19 protein-coding genes and 1 pseudogene are annotated in these 21,247 nt (G+C 43.2%); 15 read left to right on the forward strand and 5 right to left on the reverse strand.

From position 1 onward, the window contains the following. The first annotated feature begins 629 nt into the window (after positions 1 to 629). Positions 630 to 2,909, forward strand: a complete 2,280-nt coding sequence (locus ACM03V_RS08240; protein WP_414620282.1) for a glycogen debranching N-terminal domain-containing protein — start codon at positions 630 to 632, stop codon at positions 2,907 to 2,909. A 101-nt stretch (positions 2,910 to 3,010) separates the two neighbouring features. Here ACM03V_RS08240 and ACM03V_RS08245 read toward each other — a convergent pair whose 3' ends face one another. Beyond that, complete coding sequence (locus ACM03V_RS08245) at positions 3,011 to 3,355, reverse strand: DUF2973 domain-containing protein (RefSeq protein ID WP_414620319.1); 345 nt, start codon at positions 3,353 to 3,355, stop codon at positions 3,011 to 3,013. 233 nt (positions 3,356 to 3,588) lie between these two features. Continuing rightward, positions 3,589 to 3,928: pseudogene (locus ACM03V_RS08250) on the reverse strand (DUF2605 domain-containing protein). A gap of 317 nt (positions 3,929 to 4,245) precedes the next feature. Here ACM03V_RS08250 and thrS point away from each other — a divergent pair. The 6 genes from thrS to ACM03V_RS08280 all read left to right on the forward strand — a co-directional run bounded on the left by thrS (position 4,246) and on the right by ACM03V_RS08280 (position 10,135). Further along, complete coding sequence (thrS, locus tag ACM03V_RS08255) at positions 4,246 to 6,099, forward strand: threonine--tRNA ligase (protein WP_414620283.1); 1,854 nt, start codon at positions 4,246 to 4,248, stop codon at positions 6,097 to 6,099. Between the two features lie 70 nt (positions 6,100 to 6,169). After that, entirely contained in the window at positions 6,170 to 6,358 is a 189-nt protein-coding gene (locus ACM03V_RS08260; protein WP_414620284.1) for a hypothetical protein, read from the forward strand. Continuing rightward, positions 6,343 to 6,642: a type II toxin-antitoxin system RelE/ParE family toxin gene (locus ACM03V_RS08265; protein WP_414620285.1), complete on the forward strand. Its 300-nt coding sequence runs from the start codon at positions 6,343 to 6,345 to the stop codon at positions 6,640 to 6,642. The genes ACM03V_RS08260 and ACM03V_RS08265 overlap by 16 nt, the downstream gene beginning before the upstream one ends. 722 nt (positions 6,643 to 7,364) lie before the next feature. Continuing rightward, positions 7,365 to 9,500, forward strand: coding sequence for a TonB-dependent receptor plug domain-containing protein (locus ACM03V_RS08270; RefSeq protein WP_414620286.1), 2,136 nt, complete (start codon positions 7,365 to 7,367; stop codon positions 9,498 to 9,500). 147 nt (positions 9,501 to 9,647) lie between these two features. Beyond that, positions 9,648 to 9,887, forward strand: coding sequence for a hypothetical protein (locus ACM03V_RS08275; protein WP_414620287.1), 240 nt, complete (start codon positions 9,648 to 9,650; stop codon positions 9,885 to 9,887). 50 nt (positions 9,888 to 9,937) lie between these two features. Next, positions 9,938 to 10,135, forward strand: a complete 198-nt coding sequence (locus tag ACM03V_RS08280) for a type II toxin-antitoxin system RelE family toxin (RefSeq protein ID WP_414620320.1) — start codon at positions 9,938 to 9,940, stop codon at positions 10,133 to 10,135. Positions 10,136 to 10,283: 148 nt separating this feature from the next. Here the strand turns inward: ACM03V_RS08280 and ACM03V_RS08285 are convergent, their stop codons facing one another. The 3 genes from ACM03V_RS08285 to thrB all read right to left on the reverse strand — a co-directional run bounded on the left by ACM03V_RS08285 (position 10,284) and on the right by thrB (position 13,721). Then, positions 10,284 to 11,891: an NAD(P)H-quinone oxidoreductase subunit 4 gene (locus ACM03V_RS08285; protein ID WP_414620288.1), complete on the reverse strand. Its 1,608-nt coding sequence runs from the start codon at positions 11,889 to 11,891 to the stop codon at positions 10,284 to 10,286. A 369-nt stretch (positions 11,892 to 12,260) separates the two neighbouring features. Continuing rightward, positions 12,261 to 12,779, reverse strand: a complete 519-nt coding sequence (locus tag ACM03V_RS08290) for a hypothetical protein (protein WP_414620289.1) — start codon at positions 12,777 to 12,779, stop codon at positions 12,261 to 12,263. 9 nt (positions 12,780 to 12,788) lie between these two features. After that, positions 12,789 to 13,721, reverse strand: a complete 933-nt coding sequence (thrB, locus tag ACM03V_RS08295; protein ID WP_414620290.1) for a homoserine kinase — start codon at positions 13,719 to 13,721, stop codon at positions 12,789 to 12,791. 471 nt (positions 13,722 to 14,192) lie between these two features. Between thrB and ACM03V_RS08300 the strand changes: the two genes are divergently transcribed. From ACM03V_RS08300 to ACM03V_RS08335, 8 genes are all read left to right on the forward strand, one after another. Then, positions 14,193 to 14,810 carry a TetR/AcrR family transcriptional regulator gene (locus ACM03V_RS08300; RefSeq protein ID WP_414620291.1) on the forward strand — a complete coding sequence of 206 codons (618 nt, stop codon included), beginning with the start codon at positions 14,193 to 14,195 and terminating at the stop codon, positions 14,808 to 14,810. 62 nt (positions 14,811 to 14,872) lie between these two features. Then, positions 14,873 to 15,829: a lysostaphin resistance A-like protein gene (locus tag ACM03V_RS08305; protein WP_414620292.1), complete on the forward strand. Its 957-nt coding sequence runs from the start codon at positions 14,873 to 14,875 to the stop codon at positions 15,827 to 15,829. After that, positions 15,810 to 16,604 (forward strand): lysostaphin resistance A-like protein, encoded by a 795-nt coding sequence (locus ACM03V_RS08310; RefSeq protein WP_414620293.1) that lies wholly within the window; start codon positions 15,810 to 15,812, stop codon positions 16,602 to 16,604. Before ACM03V_RS08305 ends, ACM03V_RS08310 begins: the two co-directional genes overlap by 20 nt. Positions 16,605 to 16,632: 28 nt before the next feature. Further along, positions 16,633 to 17,424, forward strand: coding sequence for a CPBP family intramembrane glutamic endopeptidase (locus tag ACM03V_RS08315; protein ID WP_414620294.1), 792 nt, complete (start codon positions 16,633 to 16,635; stop codon positions 17,422 to 17,424). A 240-nt stretch (positions 17,425 to 17,664) separates the two neighbouring features. Then, positions 17,665 to 17,952 carry a hypothetical protein gene (locus ACM03V_RS08320; protein WP_414620295.1) on the forward strand — a complete coding sequence of 96 codons (288 nt, stop codon included), beginning with the start codon at positions 17,665 to 17,667 and terminating at the stop codon, positions 17,950 to 17,952. A gap of 77 nt (positions 17,953 to 18,029) precedes the next feature. Next, positions 18,030 to 18,203: a hypothetical protein gene (locus tag ACM03V_RS08325; protein WP_414620296.1), complete on the forward strand. Its 174-nt coding sequence runs from the start codon at positions 18,030 to 18,032 to the stop codon at positions 18,201 to 18,203. Between the two features lie 332 nt (positions 18,204 to 18,535). Further along, entirely contained in the window at positions 18,536 to 18,988 is a 453-nt protein-coding gene (locus ACM03V_RS08330) for a hypothetical protein (RefSeq protein WP_414620297.1), read from the forward strand. Positions 18,989 to 19,040: 52 nt separating this feature from the next. Next, positions 19,041 to 21,218 (forward strand): prolyl oligopeptidase family serine peptidase, encoded by a 2,178-nt coding sequence (locus ACM03V_RS08335; RefSeq protein ID WP_414620298.1) that lies wholly within the window; start codon positions 19,041 to 19,043, stop codon positions 21,216 to 21,218. The last annotated feature ends 29 nt before the right edge of the window (positions 21,219 to 21,247 follow it).

The following is a 21,247-nucleotide window of genomic DNA, read 5'->3' on the forward strand; positions in this document are numbered from 1 at the left end:
TAGTACTTATGGTTAAAGTATTAAATAACGATTGTGACTTAGGCAATATCGGAATAGATACTTTTTAACAAATACTAAAATACTAGAAAAAATCAATTTTTAATAATTTGGAATTAACTTAGCTTTTTATGGTATATATAAAAAAATGCATTGTTTTTCTCTGCTTAAGATAAAAAATAATGCTTATAGGTATGGTTATATTTGCTTTACGTACATATAAAAAAATATAGATAAGAATTATATAATATGTTTAAATAATTTACGGTAATAGTTAATAGATAAAATATACCTTCGCCGACTTGCTCTATTAGTGTTAGCAACAGTCCGAGATAGTTATCGTATATCTATTTTTTAGAAAAAGAGCGCTTTCAAAAATAATAAGTACAAATTAACTGCTATTGATGGTTGATATTATTCAATAAGCATATTGCTATTTAGGATACTTTTTTAAATATACATATTCATAAAGATTTTATATATTGGCTCTGCCATGCGTTCCCTTGCTCATCTGTACGCGACTAATGTTTTGACTCAATGGCTCAAACGAGTTTAAGAAAGCGTCTGTTTTTCAGATTGACGTATTCCTAACACAAAGCATACACCTACACCTGTACACGGAATTTTTGCTAATGACACCGGATACCCTGATGACACCGGACAAAATCACACTAGACGGAAAAACTTTTGTACCTGCCGACCAAATCCCCATCCCAGAGTGGCCTTGCGTTCTCAGCGAAAGACCCCAGGCATCGTTAACAATTAAAGACGATGACCTATTTTTAGTCACAGACACTTTGGGTAATATTGCTGGTTGCTCGCTTAACGATATTAATCCCAGCATGGGGCTGTTTTGCTGCGATACGCGCTTTTTAAGTCGGTTGGATTTCCAAATTGAAGGGCGATCGCCAATATTGTTGAGCAGTACTGCGGATAAAGGGTTCTCGCTTTCGGTGTTGTGTACGAATCCCAGGATTGACGATCGCCTGCAAGCGGATACTGTAGGGATTCGCAGGGAGCTAGTGCTTAACGGTGCTTTATTTGAAGAAATAGAAGTTTCTAACTACAGTACGACTACTGTCACTTTTGAATTAAGTATCAGCTATGACGCGGATTACGTCGATCTATTTGAAGTCAGGGGTTTCAGTCGGGATGAACGCGGTAGGCTGCTGCGTTTAGTGCAGCCGCAATCGGAAGAAGCTACCCAAGATGTAGCATCGGTACAAGATGAAAATGGAAGGGCGAAAGAAGAGGCTTTAACCCTTGCTTATCAAGGTTTGGATAACATGATTATGGAATCCCGAATCCATTTTCAGCATCGGCAACCAGATTATTTTAAAGGTTATACGGCTGTTTGGCAGTTGGAGCTAGCCAGCCACGAAACCCAAAAGCTGGGTTATCGGATTAATATGTTTACCAATAATAAGCCCACCTCTACGGTTAGCGCCCCGGTAACTTTGGTTCAGGCTAGATCCGCCGAGATGATGGAGGAGCAAAATTGGGTACAAAAGATTACTCAAATTCGTTCGGATAAAGGTACTTTTAATCGAGTTATCGAGCGCGGCGAACAAGATATGTATTTGTTGCGCCAGTCTTTCGGTAAGTCGATGACTGTTTCGGCTGGAGTACCGTGGTTTTCGACTTTGTTTGGTAGAGATTCATTGATTACCGCTTACCAAACCTTAATGTTAAATCCGGAAATCGCTAAGGAGACTTTAGGTTTACTAGCTCGCTACCAAGGTAAAGTAGAGGACGATTGGCGCGAAGAAGAACCCGGTAAAATTCTCCACGAATTGCGCTTCGGAGAATTAGCCCGTACTCAAGAAATTCCCCATACACCTTACTACGGTACGGTTGATGCTACCCCTCTATGGTTAATGCTTTATGCTGAGTACTTCGCATGGACTCATGATGGAGAAACCTTAGAGCAACTTTGGCCAAATGCTTTAGCCGCAATGGATTGGATCGACCGTAATTTAAAGGAGACGGGCTACCTCAGCTACATCCGTAAATCTAAGCGCGGTTTGCTTAACCAAGGTTGGAAAGATTCTGGTGACTGTATTGTAGACCGTAAAGGAGAATTGGCGAGCGGGGCGATTACTCTTTGTGAAGTGCAAGCTTATGTTTATTCAGCAAAAATGCGTCTTGCAGAAATTGCTCGGATGAAAAAGCGACTCGATCTAGCAGATCGTTGGCAAGAAGATGCTAAAAATTTAAAAGCTCGTTTTAATCGTGATTTTTGGATTGAAGACCAAGATTTCTGTGCTTTGTCTTTAGACGGTGAAGGTAGGCAAGTAGACAGTATTAGCTCTAACCCAGGTCACTGCTTGCAACTGGGGATTTTTACTCCTGAAAATGCTTATAGCGTTGCCGAGAGATTGCGGGCACCCGATATGTTTAATGGTTGGGGTATCCGTACTTTGAGCAGTTTGTCTCCAGCTTACAATCCAATGGGCTATCACATCGGTTCGGTATGGCCTCACGATAATGCTATTATCGCGATGGGATTGCGATCGCTGGGATTAGTCGATCAAGCTTTGGAAATTTTCCAAGGTTTATTTGACATGACTTCCATGCAGCCCTATCAACGTCCGCCAGAACTATTTTGCGGCTACGAACGTCACGGTGATGAAGCTCCTGTCAGATATCCCGTAGCTTGTACTCCCCAAGCTTGGGCAACTGGTTCTATTTTCCAATTGTTGCAAATGATGGTTAACTTAGTTCCCGATGCGCCAAACAACTGCTTGAGAATTATCGATCCGGCATTACCTGAGTCGATAAATAGTCTTTCTCTTCATAACTTAAGAGTTGGTGCGACAATTCTCGATCTAGAATTCGAGCGCTCTGGCAGTACTACAGCTTGTCGTGTTGCTAAGAAACGTGGAAATCTCCGAGTTGTCATCGAAGCATAATTCAATTAAAAATGTAGAGACGCGCTAGCGTGCCCGACAAGGCATTATATCGCGTCTCTACAAACGTTTTAGATTATCAATTACCAATTACCAATTACCAATTAAGCTTCCTCAGAACTATCAGCTTTCCTTCCAGGAGATGATTCATAAAGAGCATCAAGAGAACGGCGAGCATCTTCAACATTGATCGAACGCATTACCAACAGCGGTTCTTTAACAATATTGCCAGAATTATCTAAAAGTTCTGGGTGAGGTACATATTGTCTTCTTGTAGATAGTGAATAATTGCCTTGATTTCCTCCAACGCTTCCTCGATCCATCCTTGAGAATCGCGCCGGATAATTTGATTGTCTATCGAAACTAAACATTATTAAATTGCGAATCAAATTAGCAACAGCTATAAAAGCGAGAGTAGTAAAAGCGAGAATGTAAAGCAGTTGTAACAGCATCTTCGTTTTCCTTTAGGGGCAGCAAGTTTTTAAACGTTCATTTCAATTGGGCTTATCAATACCGTTCGCTTCCAGCTGCAATGTAAAAATTGCTTCCACGGTTTAAATGAGTACGCCCATATTTAATTCAAGTAAAGCAGTCAATACAAAAATATATTTTTGTAGCATTAAGTACATTTTCTCTTAAACATCATTAAATTTAAAGAAGTTAAGAAAAAATATTTATGATTTTATGATTTGTGTTGCTCTTGTGAAACATCCTCTTGGGAGCGAAATCGCATCGCAACATTCCAGCATTCTGTAACTAACTTATGCCTTGGTATAAGCGTTGCCATATCAATCCCTACCTTTCCTTCTGCGACTCTAAACAACATTATGTCGTGTTTAACTTCATCAGCTGCAACTTTCACTCGCGTCAACAGGTCAGATTGATCCTGCTCATCCAAAAATGGTAGATGCTCTGTTTCTAGTAAGGTTTGCGATCGAGCCTTCCCAGTACTCAAAGTCTTCCAACAATGGCTGCAAGACTGTCTTGGGCAACTCTGGCTCCGGTAAATTCGAGTCTCGCATAAATGAGAGGAAAAATTCAATTTTTATTACTAATATTAACCTTCTTTAATATTCTTAACATTTTAAGCAGTGTGTTTTCAAAGCTAGAACCTTAAAACAATCTGTAAGTTTTATTACACTTTACTTATTATATATATTTATTTTGTAATTTGTACATATCCAAAAGACGTAATATTTAACCTTCGAGGTTGATATAGCTTGTTTTCTCAAAAAATATGTAAATACTGTTAACAACATTTGACACTGGGTGATGCAGCTTACCCCAAGGTCGTTAATATAGATGGAGTTCCAAAATATATAGAGTAATTTCTTCGTCAATGGTTAAACAGCCAATATCACCTCCCGACTCTCATAATCAATCGGCAGAACCGGAAAAAATTAATCTACCGCGTACCAGCGAATCTGAGGATTTAAAAAAAATTCGCCATACGACTTCTCACATCATGGCGATGGCGGTACAAAAGTTGTTTCCCCAGGCGCAAGTCACAATTGGGCCGTGGATTGAAAACGGCTTCTACTATGACTTTGAGAATCCAGAACCTTTTACCGAGAAAGATTTGAAAGCCATCTACAAGCAGATGGTAAAAATAATTAATCGTAAATTACCCGTTATCAGAGAAGAAGTCAGTCGCGAAGAAGCCGAACGTCGAATCAAAGAAATTAACGAACCTTATAAGTTAGAAGTCTTAGAAGATATTAAACAAGAACCGATTACTATTTACCATTTGGGTGATGAATGGTGGGATTTATGCGCTGGGCCTCATTTAGAAAATACCAGCGAATTAACCCCGAAAGCGATTGAGTTAGAAAGTGTTGCCGGTGCTTATTGGCGCGGAGATGAAAATAAAGCACAGCTACAGCGTATTTATGGTACTGCTTGGGAAAACCCCGAACAGCTAGCAGAATACAAGCGGCGTAAAGAAGAAGCAATGCGCCGCGACCATCGTAAATTAGGTAAAGAGTTAGGATTATTTATATTTTCTGATTTAGTTGGGCCTGGTTTACCGTTGTGGACTCCTAAAGGTACTTTACTGCGGACTCTTTTACAAGATTTTCTTCAGGAAGAACAGGTAAAACGCGGTTATTCACCAGTTGTAACGCCGCATATTGGCAAAGTAGATTTATTTAAAAAATCCGGGCATTGGCAGAAGTATAAGGAAGACTTGTTCCCCATGATGGCGGAAGACGAGGAAGCCGCAGCACAGGAAGAAGGTTTTGTTCTCAAAGCGATGAACTGCCCTTTTCACATTCAAATATATAACAGCGAACTGCGTTCCTATCGGGAATTACCAATACGTTTAGCTGAATTTGGTACGGTTTATCGCTACGAACAATCTGGAGAATTGGGTGGTTTAACACGGGTAAGGGGTTTCACTCAAGATGATGCTCATATATTTGCTACTCCCGAACAGCTTGATGAAGAATTCCTCAATGTTGTAGATTTGATTTTATCGGTATTTAACAAACTGCAACTAAAGAATTTTAAAGCCAGATTGAGTTTCCGCGATCCAGAAAACAAGGAAAAATATATCGGTTCCGATGACGCATGGGAAAAAGCTCAAGGTGCGATTCGTCGCGCTGTGGAAAAGTTAGGAATGGCTCACTTTGAAGGGATAGGTGAAGCTGCTTTTTACGGCCCTAAATTAGATTTTATTGTTAGCGATGCCTTAGAAAGAGAATGGCAATTGGGAACTGTACAGGTAGATTACAACTTGCCGTCAAAAGAAAGATTTAATTTAGAATACGTTGCTGAAGATGGTACTCGTCAGCATCCAGTAATGATTCACCGTGCGCCCTTTGGTTCCTTAGAGCGATTAATTGGTATTTTAATAGAAGAATATGCTGGTGATTTTCCTTTATGGTTAGCACCAGTACAAGCAAGGTTATTGCCTGTTACAGAAGTACAATTAGATTTCGCAAAAGATGTCGCTGCCAAAATGAAAATGTTAGGTATTCGTGCGGAAGTAGATACCAGTGGCGACAGACTTGGTAAACTAATACGTAATGCCGAAAAGCAGAAAATTCCCGTAATGGCTGTAGTCGGACAAAAAGAAGTAGAATCCAATACTTTAAGTATTCGTACCCGTGCTTCCGGAGATTTAGGAACCATGTCCGTATCCGAAGTACTGGACAATATGAAGAATGCTATTACCAATTACAGCAACTTTTAGGAGAGAATAGAAGTGGGCTAAAGCCCACTAGCTATTACCGAATTTATATAAATACCCAAAAAATAAGATTATGAGTACTCCAAAGGAAAGCATCCAATCTATTTTGAGACAGTTACCAGATAATTGTTCTGTTGAAGATATTCAATATCATTTGTATGTCAGCGAAAAAGTGCGACGTAGCATAGAAGTAGCCGATACTAGAGGAACAAGGACACACAATGAGGCCAAAGAACGTTTAAGCAAATGGCTTATCAAGTAGAATGGTCGCCTAAAGCTTTAGATGATGTAGAAGCGATCGCCGTATATATCTCTCGTGATTCTGCTTCCTATGCTGCTGCGGTAGTCAAGAAAATACTTGATGTAACTCGCAGTTTGAATCACTGTCCTACTGCTGGTGAAGTTGTACCAGAATTCGATGACGATAATGTCAGACAACAGTTTGCCTATATGTATCGAATTATCTACCGTATCAAAGGTCAGACGGTTACTGTAGCCGCAGTCACTTATAAAAAGAAACTGTTGGAGGAATTCGGCAAAGACTAATACATCCATCTAAACAACAACTTCAATCAAAGTAAAAACTCGGCTGTCTTCTACAGCCGGGTTTTTTCTATTGGAAGGGAGTAGGGAATAATTAGGAGTTATGAGTTAGATAGTATGAGAACTTACTCAAGCCCCAAAGATGATTTTTATTAATTCCACCTACTTAGGACAACAAGTACGGCTATAGCCAAAAAAATGTCAAAAAGTAAAAATATTTTCATATGACTATATGTCATAGTTTCTTAAATCAAAAATACTTAATAAGACAGCTTGTCAAAGATAAATAAATACTAAAGTTATTCTCAAATTAGTTGACAATTTATTTTAAATACCGATAATCTTTTGTGTATTCAGCAATATAAAGAAAGTTTAAAAAACGAACTTTCAAGTTAAATAAATGGCAATAAAAAATTTATGTCAGCAGGTGGAATAATTATGTATCCTCTGCTTATTTTCAGCATAATTTATTAGAAATGTTGATTGTGGAACGTCTAATGGTTTTTATGGAAATTTTCTAGTAGGCAAAAAATATTATCAACTTGCCGTATTTCAGTTAATCGCAAGCTCAAATAGCCATTTTTAAACATTAAATCGCGGACTAGTTGTGCAAGTTATGGAGCGAGTACGATAATTTTCCCGTGCAAAAATCGCGATACACAATCAGAAATCTAGCTCAGCTAATCTCAACAGTAATTTTTAGCAAAAAATCACACTTCGATTTAATGAAAAATAATTTCTACTTTTTTTCAATCTGTTTTCTTAACCTGTTTGTTGCTTACCCCTCACTTGCAAACGATGCTGAACTTAATCACACAGAATTAAAAGTTCAAACTCAATTAAATATCCCCAACCTCAGCGAAATCGAATTACCAGCAACTAATGCCAGTTTACTTCAACCACTAGAAATTAAAGTAAAAAAGACCGATGAAGACAACGAAGCAAACGAAGTAAATAATCCGACTCAAATATCTCAAACTAATCGTATAGAAGAAAAAGAAACAGATGATTACGATATTATATTAGAAGTTATTGGAGAAAGAAATACCTTACCAGAATCAACACCAATATACATTATTGAAAAAGAAGAAATTCAAAAGCAAGGTGCATCTAGTGTTGCTGATGTTTTGAAAAGAATGCCGGGATTTGTAATTAATGACGTTGGACATGGAGCAGACATTCATACAGGAACTTATTATCGCGGTGCATCTATCAATCAGTCGGTAATTCTCATCAATGGCAGACAGATAAATACTAATATTAATACTTATCATGGTGCCACAGATTTAAATAGTATTCCCACTGAAGCAATAGAAAAAATAGAATTATATAGCGGTGCAGCCAGCAGCTTGTATGGTTCCTCAGCAGTCGGTGGAGTTGTTAATATCATCACTAAGCAAGGTAGGGGCAAGCCAAAACTAAATGCTACTGCCGAATTTGGTTCTTTAAATTCAAATAATCAACAGTCAAGTTTTAGTGGGGGAACTGAAAAAGTTCGCTACAACTTAAGTTTTGAACGCTTTTTTATCGATAATAAATATCAAGTCCCTGTAGGTGCAGCTAACCGCGATGCAAATGGTAATTTATTTAATGCCGACACAGCCACCAGCACTTATTTTGGTAGTATTGCAGTTGATTTAAATCAAAAAAACACTCTGAGTTTAGACGTGAAAACGCTCAGCAGTCGTCGTGGTTTAGTTTATTTTGGTTTTCCTTTACAAAGAGACAGATTAGACCATGATGGATTAAATATTGGTTTAGCTTGGAAATCTCAACTAGCTAATAATTCTCAACTCACAACTACATTAGGATTTAACCAAGATTATTTTAATACATACGGTCCGACATTTTTTGAAAACGCACAATTTTATCGGACTGGAACTTTAGATACTCAACAATTTACTGGCAGATTAGATCATGAATGGAAACTTTCTCCAACTTACAGACTGCGTTGGGGTTTAGATGTAAATAACCTTAACTTAGATGGAATTACAGATAGTACTCGTCCAGATAGAATTGTTTTAAATGAATCAGAAAATAGAAGTTTGTTAAATACAGCTTTGTTTGCCGTTAATACTATTAATATTAGCGATGCATTTCAAGTTGATTTAGGATTAAGACAAAACTTTGATTCAGAATATGGAAATTACTTTAATCCTAGCGCTGGTTTTCGCTATGGAATATCACCAAATCTAGCTGTGCGTGGAAGTTGGTCTTCTGTACAAAGAAATCCTGGTTTAGACCAAAAATATCTTTATGATACTGTACATGGATGGTTGCCAAATAGTGATTTAAAACCAGAAACTGGTTCTAATTGGACTGCGGGAATTGATATTAATTTAGCATCAAATTTGACGGGACAATTTACTTATTTTGGCAGTAGTTTAGATGACCGTTTAGGTATAGTTCAAGGTCAATGGCAAAATATTGGGTTAGTTGATACCAATGGTTTTGAAGCTGCTTTACGGTGGAATGTAGCGCGTAATTGGTCAACATTTTTAAACTACACTTATACCGATGCCAAAATCAAAACCGGAACTGAATCCGGGTTACAGTTAGGTTTAATTCCTTACTCAAATTTACAAGCAGGATTTGGTTACGCAAAAGATGGATGGCAAGCAAATTTCTATGCAAATTATTCCAGTGGCGCTCGTCGAGCATTTTTTACCAATCCAAATGACAAAAACACCGATTTTTCATCATCTTATATAAACTTAGATCTCAGCGCTCGCGTACCTATCAATCAAAGTTTAGGACTAACATTTTATTTTGAAAATTTACTTGGAGAACAGTACGAAAGAGTAAATAGAATTTATAGTCCTGGTTTTACTTTTCGGCTTGGTTTAAGTTCAAATATTTAAACTTTTAACTAAAAATGGCTTAATCCAAGGAATCAATCACAAATATTGCAGTCGAATACACTGAAAATATGAATATCAATCATATAAATGTTAAAATTACCATTATGGTGTATTTAAGCGAAAAACAAAACAATCAGCAAGAAAAAAATGCCAGCTATAGTTAAACTACAACTCTCTCTAGAAACTTTAGTAGAAGCTATTTCTTCCTTAGATTTAGAAGAGAAATGTCAACTTAAAGAAATAATTGAACAACAAATTTTTGAAGCTGAAGAAGCGGTTTATGAAGATAATTTAGAAACACATAAAGAAATACAAGCTGTTCGCGCTGAGTATGTCGCTGGTGAGTCCATTACTATAGATAAATATCTTACTAATCGCTCAAATTAAGTATTATGAGCGAGTACACTATACTCATTTAAAAATCAGTACAAAAGCAGATTGACAATTTGCCAAATGATTTTGTTGAGCGCGTTATTGAAAAAATCAAAAATCTTGCTTCAGAACCACGTCCTGATGGAGTTGTTAAATTAAAAGGTTACGATAATGAGTATCGTATCCGGATTGGTGATTACAGAGTTCGTTACATACAAATTTTACAATGTAAGCATCGAAAAGATGTTTATAGAAAAGGTTGATTTGCAACCAACAACTTTCACCCGAAGGGTGTGGCTCATCAACTATCAACTAACAACTAACCAAAATTAATGGGGGTGATGCATTCATCACCCCCACCAAATATTTACACAACGATTTAATAGCACCAGCCCGGAATTTCGTACTTAACTACTCAGCAATTTTAACCAAACTAGCAACATTTGAATCTGCTAAAGTTGGTGCGGAAATAACTTTAGAATACAAACTCGATGGTTGTTTGGATGCAATTACTGGTAGGGCTTCACGTGCATGAACTGCTAATTGTTGCGTCTTCACATCATAAGTTTGTGTTGCCAATTTCGGATACAAACCGATACCGATGATTGGAAGTAATAAACAAGCGGCAATGAAAAGTTCGCGGGGTTTTACATCGGTTACTATTGATTCCATTTGTAATTCTTCATTCTGCTTGCCGTAAAATACCTGTTTCAACAAAGAGAGCAAATAAATCGGAGTCAAAATTACGCCTACGGCACTTAACAATACAACTACAACTTTAAAGCTGGAGCTATATACGTCGCTGCTAGACATACCGAGGAATACCATTAATTCGCCAACAAAACCGCTCATTCCTGGTAGCGCTAAGGAAGCCATTGCACCAGCGGTATACAAAGCAAAGGTTTTGGGCATTACTTTCGCCATACCACCCATTTTATCCATCGCTAAGGTGTGGCTGCGTTCGTAAGTTACGCCGGAAAGGAAGAATAATGCTGCTGCAATCAAACCGTGGGAAATCATTTGTAACATGGCACCGCTCATCCCAATTTCGGTGTAGGAACCGATTCCGATTAACACGATACCCATGTGAGCAATTGAAGAATAAGCCAAACGACGCTTCAAGTTGCTTTGTGCGAAGGCACAGCAAGCACCGTAAATAATGTTAACTACACCCAAAATTATTAATACGGGAGCAAAAACAACGTGAGCGTTGGGCAGCATTTCCATGTTGATGCGGATTAATGCATAACCACCCATCTTTAACAATACGCCAGCCAAAATCATTGAACCTGGTGCAGAAGCTTCACCGTGAGCATCCGGCAACCAAGTGTGAAGAGGGAAAATTGGCAGTTTTACGCCGAAGGCAATCAAGAAACCTGCATAAGCAAGCATTTCAAGAGTTTTGGGATATTGCTTCATTCCCAAAGCTGTCATATCGAAAGTTACGGTATCGCCAGAGAATGCCATTGCAAACGCTGCTACCAAAATAAATATAGATGCTGCCGCTGTATAAATAATAAATTTAGTTGCCGCATAGCGACGTTTTGGTCCTCCCCAGATGGAAATTAGCAGGTATACGGGAACCAACTCAATTTCCCACATCAAGAAGAACATTAATAAATCTTGAGCGACGAATACGCCAACCTGAGCGGCGTACATCACCATCATCAAACTATAAAATAAACGTGGCTTATTTGTGACTCTCCAAGCCGCAAAAATCGCCAAAGTATTAATTAAGCCTGTTAATAAAATTAAGGGCATTGACAAACCGTCAACTGCCACAGACCAATTTAAACCTAACTGCGGTACCCAAGCATATTTTTCAACAAATTGCAATGATGCATTCTGAAAATCATAATTTTGCCAAAAGGCACAAATCATTAATGTAAAGTCGGCGATCGCCACTCCCAAAGCAAACCAACGAACGGTTTTACCATCTTTATCAGGAAGTACGGGAATCGCTAGTGCTGCCAAAGCGGGCAACAAGATTATAGAAGTTAGCCAAGGAAATTCGCTCATTACTGACAATCGCTTTACAATTTCTCTTAATGTTTACATTATATTAAGCAATTTATAGTTTTGTAAACAGAATTTACCCCTATAAAATGAAAATTTAGACCTTTTTTAGTAATAAATACTCAAAAAAAACGGTGTTTTTGATCCAAATCATAAATAATTGTTAATAAAACAAAAAACGGCGACTACAGCCACCGTTGCAATTTGTAACATAAACTCTGTCTTGTAGGAGTTGAAAATTAGTAAAGTTTTTCAATAACTAACCAAAAATATAGAAATGTATGCTTGAAGCGAAAAGCAATTTCTATAAATAAAGAAAATTTGGAAGCCAACGTATTCTAAACTGTTCCTTCCCCATTCCCTACTTCCTAATCAAACAATCCGGTTAACAATCGTCCAAACTTCTCCATCAGAACGAACGTAAGGAACGGAGATAGTTTTAAAGCCTGTAATAAACGGTTTGTAATATACCTGCCAATAAAGCGGAGTTAGATTGTCGGCACAATTTTTGAGACTATTGACTTCTGTAGCAAGTTCTGATGCTAGCTGATTTATTCGTTCTGCATGAGCTTTAGCTTTGGTTTTAGCTTCTTCCAATTGTTCTATCTGCTCGGAAAGACGGGTTATATATCCCGAACGAGATTTTTTTATGATTGTTTCTTTTTCTGCTAATTGAAATTCTAAAGCTGCGATCGCCTCATCTATACCTTTAAGCTCGGCAAACAGTTGAGGATTTTCTCTTGCTTGACGACGATAAGCTTCTGCTATTGCTTGGGGTGAATTATCATTATCTTCAGAAGGCGTAATATTCACGGCAAGAGAAGCACCTTCTCGGCGCAGTTGATCGATTTGAGAACGAATCACCTCAATTTCTGCCCGAACATCTTGCATAATTGCTTTTTATCCTTGAACGACGCTTCTTGCTCCTTGATTATCAATTTGGAGCGTTTGTACTTGTGCTTTAATTCCTTGATTTTCCCATTCGTGAGCCATAGCTGCCGCTACAGCTTGAGAATTAGCGGTATTAGTTAATGCAAGTAATGTTGGTCCCGCACCGCTGATAACCATGCCGTAAGCACCAACTGATAAGGCTGCGGCGTTTATTGCATCGTAATTATTAATCAGGGTTTTTCGGTAGGGCTGATGTAACTTATCCTGCAAAGCAGCCCGCAACCAATTTTGATTACCAGTTTCCAATCCCCGCAATAGCAACCCCAGGTGTGCCGTGTTGAAAATCGCATCTCCACGGCTTACTTGAGTTGGTAATACTTGCCGCGCTTCGCTAGTTGAAAGTTCAAAATCTGGAATTGCTAGTACTGGTACGACATCACTACACCAGGGAATATCACAAATTTCCCATCCCGTATCGCTTGTGGCAGCTAAACGACATCCACCTAAAAGCGCCGGAACCACGTTATCCGGGTGTCCTTCCATTATGATGGCTAATTCCATTACCTGCGTTGGTGTTAAAACTTCACCTGCCAATACATTCGCGCCGATTAATCCACCAACAATAGCTGTGGCGGAACTACCCAAACCCCGCGCTAGTGGAACCCCTAATTTAATCTCAATTTTTACTGGGGGTGGTGTTTGTTCTATATGTTGAAAAAATTTTACAAATGCTTGATATACAAGATTGCTTTCATCGGTTGCTACTTTTGCTGATTCGCTTCCGGTAACTGTAATAACTAGCTTTTTGTTTGGATTAACTTCTTCTCGAATAAACTTCAATTCATTATAAAGCGTTAAAGCTGCACCAATACAGTCAAACCCAGGGCCTAAATTCGCAGTTGTTGCGGGAACAGTTACGCAGACAGAAGAAACAACAGACATCAAATAAATTTAACTAAATAAAAAATTTCAGCATTAATTAATCAGCATCTCATATAAATCAGGACTTACACAAAAAATCTCAGAAGCATATTGACTGCTTTGTTGCGGGAGGATGTTTACCGTCATAATTATTTATCAAACTCGGAGCCATTAACCAATACCTTTGCCAATTTACGAGGGTTCAACGGCAGTAGAAACTTTATTCTTGTTTGTTTTTTGTCGTCCACGTCGTAGAAGTTCAGCGCCTCAACCTTAGCGACCAAAATTTCTCTAGTTTTATACATTGGCTTGCTGCGGTGCGGCAAAAGTAACTATTGTGCAGCATCCCCTTGTCAAAATATGTCACTTAGTGCCATAATGACATTTAGTGACAAAAAAATAGAACCTGATGCCAATCAATGGAAAAAATGCTCACTGTGTGGAGTATCACCGTAACTGGTATAACAACAAGCAATCAAGAGTTAGGAAAGGATGGGTGAGCAGCGGCGCGAGCGGATGCGTTTGGAAATCTCCCGTGAAGCAGCGCGCTTGTTCTGGGAGCAAGGTGTCACTGCTACAACCGGCGAGCAGATTGCAGATGCAGTAGGCATTTCAGTACGTACCCTCTGGCGGTACTTCCGCAACAAGGAGAGCTGTGTCGAGCCGGTCTTAGCGCAGGATGCAGAGGAGTGTGTGGCGGTGTTGCGCCGTTGGCCTCGGGAGGTTTCCCTCGAAGATCACCTCGTCGAGTGGGCGACGAATCGCTCCAAAGATCCCGATCAGCAGTCCTACGACGATGCCGTGATCAAGATGACCGTGCTAGCTGAAAAAGAGCCGGATCTGCGGACGGCCTGGCTAATGGCTCACGATCAAATAGAGCGCGATCTGGTCGAGATCATCGCGGATCGTTTGCGCCGCCCGGCTGATGATATCCAGGTGCGTCTGCACGCGGCGGCTGCCACCGCAGTCTTGCGCGTTATTAGTGAAGATGTCAGTGCCGCCCTTATGGCGGGAGCCGATCGCGCCTCTATCGGCAACCCGCTCAAGCACATGGCTCACGCCGTGCGCGTAGCCACTGGTGGAGCCGTCGGCAACCCGGTCGATCCCTGAAGCCATTGGCAACCGCAGCCAAGCACCACATACACACACTAATGGAGGAAACGAAGATGGAGATGCAAGGCACCGAAAGAACGCCGGGAAAAACGATTGAAAAAGCGACTTACGTAGAGGCCGCCCGGCGAGGTAAGCATCGGAGGTGGCGGTACCTGCTGGGACTGGTGGTCATCCTCTTTGCGTGGCTGGTGGTCGGGACTGGTGCCAGCGTACTCGTCGCGTTCGCGCTCAGCGGCCAGCCGGATTACTCCGTGCTTGGTCCTTTCGGGAAGTTCTTGTTTGTTATGGTGGGTTTCCCGTTCTTCCTCGCGGGGGTTCTCATCGCCGTTACCCGTATCCACCGCCGCTACCCCCGGACGCTGGTGACGGCGCGGGAGCGGATCGATTGGCGTCGCGTCGGTCAGGGGTTTGTGGCGTGGTCCGTTCCAGCGTGTCTGATAGGCGCGCTGGGACAGTACCTCTTCTACCCCGACACCTTTACCTTCAACTTCGACTTGGCGACGTTCGCGCTCTTCGTGCCACTGGCACTGGTCTTCACTGCGATCCAGACGACCACGGAGGAGCTTTTCTTTCGCGGATACATCGTGCAGGGCGCGAGCATGATCTGGGCCAACCGCGTCTTTCTGGCGATCGTGGCGGCCGTGATCTTCACCCTGCCGCACCTCTTAAACCCAGAGGCGATCGCAGGCGGCTGGCTCACGGTCTTTTCCAACTACTTCCTCGCTACAGGTCTGTTGTGGACCGTGGTCTCGTTGATTGACGGAACCACTGAACTCGCCATCGGCGCACACTTCGCGAACAACATCATTGGCATACTCCTGTTCAACATAGCCGGAAGCGCCGTGACCACACCGGCTCTGTTCACAATCAGCGAGTTCCACGCGACCTACGTGGCGCTATCGGTGCTGGTTGCAATACCCGTGTTTCTGGCGATCGCCTACGGAGTATTCAAGCGTAAAGCCCCAACCCATTTCCCAGAGCCACCGCAGGTCGTCAGTGATTTTGAAAGTTCGTAAAACCACAAGCAAATGCACTAAAGGATTGATCATCATGTCTAAATTCTCTTCTAACCACCCGCAGGAATCAGAAGATACCGCCGAGTTCTCTAGTCGGCCTGCACACAACCGGCTCACACGTCCGACTTTGCCCGAGGCCATTGTTGGTCTTGTCGTCCTTGGCGTAGTCACGTTCGGCGGCGGCTCACAACTTTCGCGGCTCGGACTCGATCCTGTGGTCTATGGACTGGTTCTCACCGCGCTGTCTGGTGTCGCTGGCATCGCCGGGTTTGCAGCCGCTGTGCTGCTACGCATCCGTTCCCTCAGCGCCTTCGGCGTGCGTCCGGTCTCTCGGCGGTGGCTATTCATTGGGGCCGGAGCAGGACTAGTTGCCTTCGTGGTCAAGAGTCTGGCGGTCTTGGCCTACATCGAGATCACCGGAAATAGCGTCCCCTATCAGACCATGTACGCCGAAGGTGGCAGTGGCGGGGTGCTGTCCTTGATCCTGGCGACGCTGTTTATCAGTTTTCTCACACCCCTTGGCGAGGAGTTACTCTTCCGGGGTGTCATCACCACCGTCCTGCTCCGCCACGGTCGTCCGGTTATCGCGGTCGTGGGCAGCGCCTTGACCTTCGCGATCGCTCACGGCATCACCGTCTTCCCCGCAGCCTTGCTCGTGGGTCTGATCACCGCCGAAATCTACCGCCGCAGCGGCTCGGTCTGGCCCGCTGTCGTCGTCCACATTGTTTACAACCTGCCCCAACTCCCGTTAATGGTAGCTGCTGGCATAGGCTGATATGACGAATCATTTGGAGATTAAACCAATGGCAACTCTGAAACAATTCGCGATTTTATTTGTATTGGGCAGTGTGGGAATTGCGATGGTTACGATTACGTCGGCTCCATTAGTTGAGCAACAGTTGGCGAAACTGTCTCCAGAAACACTGGAAAAAGTGTCTCCACTGTGGATTTTAATGCTTCTACAAGGACTACAGCTTACAGTTCTACTGGCAATCAGCATTCTGATTGGAATTGGTTGTGCCTATCGCGTTGGATTACGCTCACATTTGATTGATCATTGGGTGTTTCACATCGCTAAGTCTCCATCTTTTGCCGTTGAGATGAAGTGGAGTTTGGGTGTAGGTGCAGCAACGGCGATCATTCTCTTGTTGCTCGATCGGTTGATGCAACCTGTCCTACCTGAAGCGCTACGGGCAGCCAATAATACAGAGCCAAGTTGGTTGAATTTGCTCACAGCAATGTTCTATGGCGGCATCACTGAGGAAATTTTGATGCGCTGGGGTTTAATGTCGCTGCTGGTTTGGATCGCGTGGAAAGGGCTAAAACAAGGCGTTACGTTGCCAAGTCAAGGGATTTACCAGGGTGCGATCGTTCTAGCCGCGCTGGTATTTGGACTACTACACCTGCCAGCAACTGCCGCGATTGTTCCCCTCACTCCAGTTGTGATTATTCGGGCGTTGTTACTGAATGGGATTGGGGGGATTGCGTTTGGTTGGCTCTTTTGGCAATACTCGCTTGAGACTGCGATGTTATCCCATGTCAGCGTTCATGCCTTTTCCTTTGCTCTTAGACTTTTGCTGGCAAGGTTAGCTTAAGTTTTGGAATAGTTCTCGTAGGGCTAGCACTGCCCACAAAGCTTTACCGTGAAAGGTTTTACAAAGAAAGGTTTTAGGAGTTACGCAATCTGTCAGAAAATCAAGGTTTTGGGATTGCTTCCTTACGTCGCAATGACGGAAATACGTAGTTAGTGCGTAAGTCCTAGGTTTTAAAGATGGTGGGCAATGCCTACTACTTGAATTGATGCTCAACTCTACAGTTTTAAGGTGGTAAATAACATGATTAAGTACAAAGATTTTGCGCCTCGGATTACTGAACGGGGACCTTTCGGTGGCCCTTCCGATTACGAATCCTTCTCTGAGGTTGTGAGTGCTGTAAATCAGTGGATTGAAAATACAACGATACAGGTGATCAATGTTGAAACTGTTGTTTTACCCGATCGGATTAAAGGCATGGGTGATGGTGACTACGGAGTGACGACCAGTAATGCTTTCTACCCAGTGATGATCAGTCAGGGTCTTGCAATCAATTACTTTCAATGTGTACGTGTCTGGTACAGAGAATAAGCTTTATCGAAAAGAGAAAAAAATGAAACGATTTACCTTGTTTACTTTCCTATATCTCGCGCTGGGAGTTTGTCTGAGTGCGATCGCGCTTGGATACCCCAACCTGGCTTCGAGACTTCAAACAAGCTTGTTTAGCAGTGCAGGAATGTCCTACATCGCTTGTATCCTCAGCACCTTCCCATTTTGGCGTGAGACGGCAATCCGCTTCTATCGCAGACGGAATTCACTGGTCATCGTACCCTGGTTGGTGATTGGATTCATTATTATTTGGACGATCTGGGAGCTTCAGAGTCAGAACTGGACGATGGCAGCCATTTTACAAGCGCTTTCGTGGATATTAATTGTCTTGCTGCAAGCAGAACTCATTGTGATTACGTGGCAAGTGAATTCTGAACGTTAATATTTCAATCGGACGATGCCGAAACGAACTCGTTCTTCACCATAAGAATCTGGAAGAAATCAAGCATTAGAACTTAGTACACTCCAGATCAACACGAGATTAATGCTGAGGGAAGCAGAGGATTTCAGCCTCATGCCTTTCAAAGGCCAATACATTAGAACTTTTCAACACAGAGGGATGAATATGAAAACTTGGATTTTGATGCTGCTAATTTTAGCAAGCGTGAGCTTGTTCGGGTGCGACGATAGCAAATCGAAAGAGCGATTGAATAGCACGATGAACAGTTGGATTGGTCGGGATATCAATGAGTTTGTTCGCAAATATGGTACACCCACGACGACACTCACGTTACCCAATGGGAACACAATCTATTCTTACAGAACGGATCGAGAACGGGCGTTTAAGCAGCCAATCCATGTGAATGAGTCTGAGAACCGTCGAGGCGATAAAACTACGCTGATTACCGGAGGCAACACGATTGTTGATCGCGATTTCTGTGAGATCAATGTCGAGTTCGATCGCTCCAGCGAGATTCAATCCTGGCGCTATGACGGCGATTCTGCCAAACTTTGTAACATTAAAAGCCTGCCGAAAACGCTCCAGAAGCAATTACAAAAGGACGGCATTCTTCCCTAGAAGCTGCCACAAAAATGTAGTCAAACCATTTCAGACGACAAAGGAGAAAGCAATGTCATTCCCAAAAAGGATTCAAAAGATACCGATGCGCCGCGTAGCCCTTTTCGCGATCGCGCTACTCTTTACCACTCATTTCGCCTCCGCCTGCACGGAGTCTACAGCAATGATGCCTACAGTCACCTATCCTGAAACCAAACGAGTCAATGTCGTCGAAGAACATTTCGGGCAGAAGATCGCCGACCCCTATCGCTGGCTGGAAAACGATGTCCGCAACGACAGGTCAGTTGCCGCCTGGGTCGAATCACAGAACAAAGTTACCAACGCTTATCTCAATACGCTGCCCGGTCGAGATATTTTCAAGAACCGACTGAAACAGTTGTATAACTATGAGCGGTTCAGCATTCCGGTCAAAAAGGGGGGGCAGTATTTCTACCTCCATAATTCCGGACTTCAGAACCAGCAGGCTCTTTATGTCCGCGACAGCGTGGATAGCGCAGGGCGCGTGCTGATCGATCCCAATAGTTGGGCAAAGGACGGGGCGACCGCACTTGCCGAGTGGTCAGCTTCTAATGATGGCAAGCGCGTGGCTTATGCGGTGCAGGATGGCGGCACAGACTGGCGCACGATTCGGGTACTGGACGTAAACACGGGCAAGGTGCTCGACGATGAAGTCAAATGGGCGAGGTTCACCAGCATCGCATGGGCTAAAGACGGCTCTGGCTTTTTCTACGCCCGTTACCCTGAACCGAAGCAGGGCGAAACGTTCCAGGCGAGCGTGACCAATCATGCCGTCTATTTTCATGCACTCAACACCCCCCAGGCGCAAGATCGGCTGGTCTATGCAACCCCAGATCAGCCGAATATGCTGCATACCTTGAGCATCACCGAAGACGGGCGTTATCTCGCGATCGCTTCTACGCCCATTTCAGCGACCAACACACTGACCGTGGTGGATCTCCAGAGCGCTGATTGGAAGCCTCGCAAGCTGGTCGATAATCTTGATCATCAATGGAGTGTCGTCGGCAATGTGGGGACGAAGTTCTTCCTCATGACTAGCCAGGACGCGCCTCGCTTCAAGGTCGTGACGATGGACATCGCTGCCGCCGACCCAGTGATCACGGATGTAGTGCCGGAGCAGGATTCAGTTTTGCTCAATGCGTCGCTGGTCGCTGGACGGTTACTGATCTCCTATCTGGCTGACGTGAAGACGGAAATTCGACGCTACACGCTAGATGGCAAAGCGGACGGCGTTGTAAAGCTGCCCGGTATCGGCACCGCGATCGGCTTCGAGGGCGACCAAGACGATCAGGAAACCTTCTTCGTCTTCACCAGCTTCAACACTCCGGGCGTAATCTATCGATACGATGTCGCCAGCAACACGGCGCGGGTGTGGGCACAACCCAAGGTCGCCATCGATCTCAACCGGATCGCGGTCGAACAGCGGTTCTACAGGTCGAAGGATGGCACCCGTATCCCGATGTTTATCGTCCGACGCAAGGATGTGACCAGTCCGGCACCGACCATGCTCTATGCCTATGGAGGATTTGGAATCCCCATACTTCCCGCTTTCTCGCCGGACTGTTTGGGGTGGGTCGAACAGGGCGGAGTATTCGCGATCGCGAATATTCGCGGAGGCTCCGAATATGGCAAGGCATGGCACGAAGCAGGTCGTCGTCAGAACAAGCAAAATGTCTTCGACGATTTCATCGCGGCGGGCGAGTATCTTAAGGCGCAGGGAGTCACGACCCAAGACGGCTTGGCGATTCAGGGCGAATCGAATGGCGGACTCCTGATCGGCGCAGTGGTCAATCAGCGACCGGATCTGTTCGCCGCTGCGCTGCCCGGTGTCGGTGTCATGGATATGCTCCGCTTCGACCAGTTCACAGGCGGGAAATTATGGGTAGACGAATTTGGCTCTCCGGCGCAGGAAGCGGATTTCCGTAACCTCTTGAGCTATTCGCCTTATCACAACATCCAGTCCGGCAAAACCTATCCCGCGATTCTCGCTACCACTGCCGATACGGATGATCGCGTGGTTCCAGGGCACACCTTCAAATATGTCGCTGCACTCCAGGCGGCGGAGATTGGTGACAAGCCCCACCTTGCCCGGATTGAGACGCGGGCGGGACATGGAGCAGGCAAGCCCACCGACAAGATCATCGAGGAGACGGCAGATATGTGGGCGTTTGCCGCGCACTGGACTGGGCTCGATGTGAGGTCTCCGCAATAAGTACGAACCTGAACAAGTCCAAACTTGAA

This window comes from Calothrix sp. CCY 0018 (genome assembly GCF_963920925.1).
Lineage (GTDB): Bacteria > Cyanobacteriota > Cyanobacteriia > Cyanobacteriales > Nostocaceae > Rivularia.

Bases quoted from the DNA above. Each gene is read 5' to 3' on its own strand.
- ACM03V_RS08265 (WP_414620285.1), top strand. From the start codon at position 6,343: ATGGCTTATCAAGTAGAATGGTCGCCTAAAGCTTTAGATGATGTAGAA.
- ACM03V_RS08330 (WP_414620297.1), top strand. From the start codon at position 18,536: ATGAAAACTTGGATTTTGATGCTGCTAATTTTAGCAAGCGTGAGCTTG.
- ACM03V_RS08275 (WP_414620287.1), top strand. From the start codon at position 9,648: ATGCCAGCTATAGTTAAACTACAACTCTCTCTAGAAACTTTAGTAGAA.
- thrB (WP_414620290.1), bottom strand. From the start codon at position 13,721: ATGTCTGTTGTTTCTTCTGTCTGCGTAACTGTTCCCGCAACAACTGCG.
- ACM03V_RS08300 (WP_414620291.1), top strand. From the start codon at position 14,193: ATGGGTGAGCAGCGGCGCGAGCGGATGCGTTTGGAAATCTCCCGTGAA.
- ACM03V_RS08260 (WP_414620284.1), top strand. From the start codon at position 6,170: ATGAGTACTCCAAAGGAAAGCATCCAATCTATTTTGAGACAGTTACCA.
- ACM03V_RS08320 (WP_414620295.1), top strand. From the start codon at position 17,665: ATGATTAAGTACAAAGATTTTGCGCCTCGGATTACTGAACGGGGACCT.
- ACM03V_RS08305 (WP_414620292.1), top strand. From the start codon at position 14,873: ATGCAAGGCACCGAAAGAACGCCGGGAAAAACGATTGAAAAAGCGACT.
- ACM03V_RS08240 (WP_414620282.1), top strand. From the start codon at position 630: ATGACACCGGATACCCTGATGACACCGGACAAAATCACACTAGACGGA.
- ACM03V_RS08285 (WP_414620288.1), bottom strand. From the start codon at position 11,891: ATGAGCGAATTTCCTTGGCTAACTTCTATAATCTTGTTGCCCGCTTTG.
- thrS (WP_414620283.1), top strand. From the start codon at position 4,246: ATGGTTAAACAGCCAATATCACCTCCCGACTCTCATAATCAATCGGCA.
- ACM03V_RS08270 (WP_414620286.1), top strand. From the start codon at position 7,365: ATGAAAAATAATTTCTACTTTTTTTCAATCTGTTTTCTTAACCTGTTT.
- ACM03V_RS08335 (WP_414620298.1), top strand. From the start codon at position 19,041: ATGTCATTCCCAAAAAGGATTCAAAAGATACCGATGCGCCGCGTAGCC.
- ACM03V_RS08290 (WP_414620289.1), bottom strand. From the start codon at position 12,779: ATGCAAGATGTTCGGGCAGAAATTGAGGTGATTCGTTCTCAAATCGAT.
- ACM03V_RS08315 (WP_414620294.1), top strand. From the start codon at position 16,633: ATGGCAACTCTGAAACAATTCGCGATTTTATTTGTATTGGGCAGTGTG.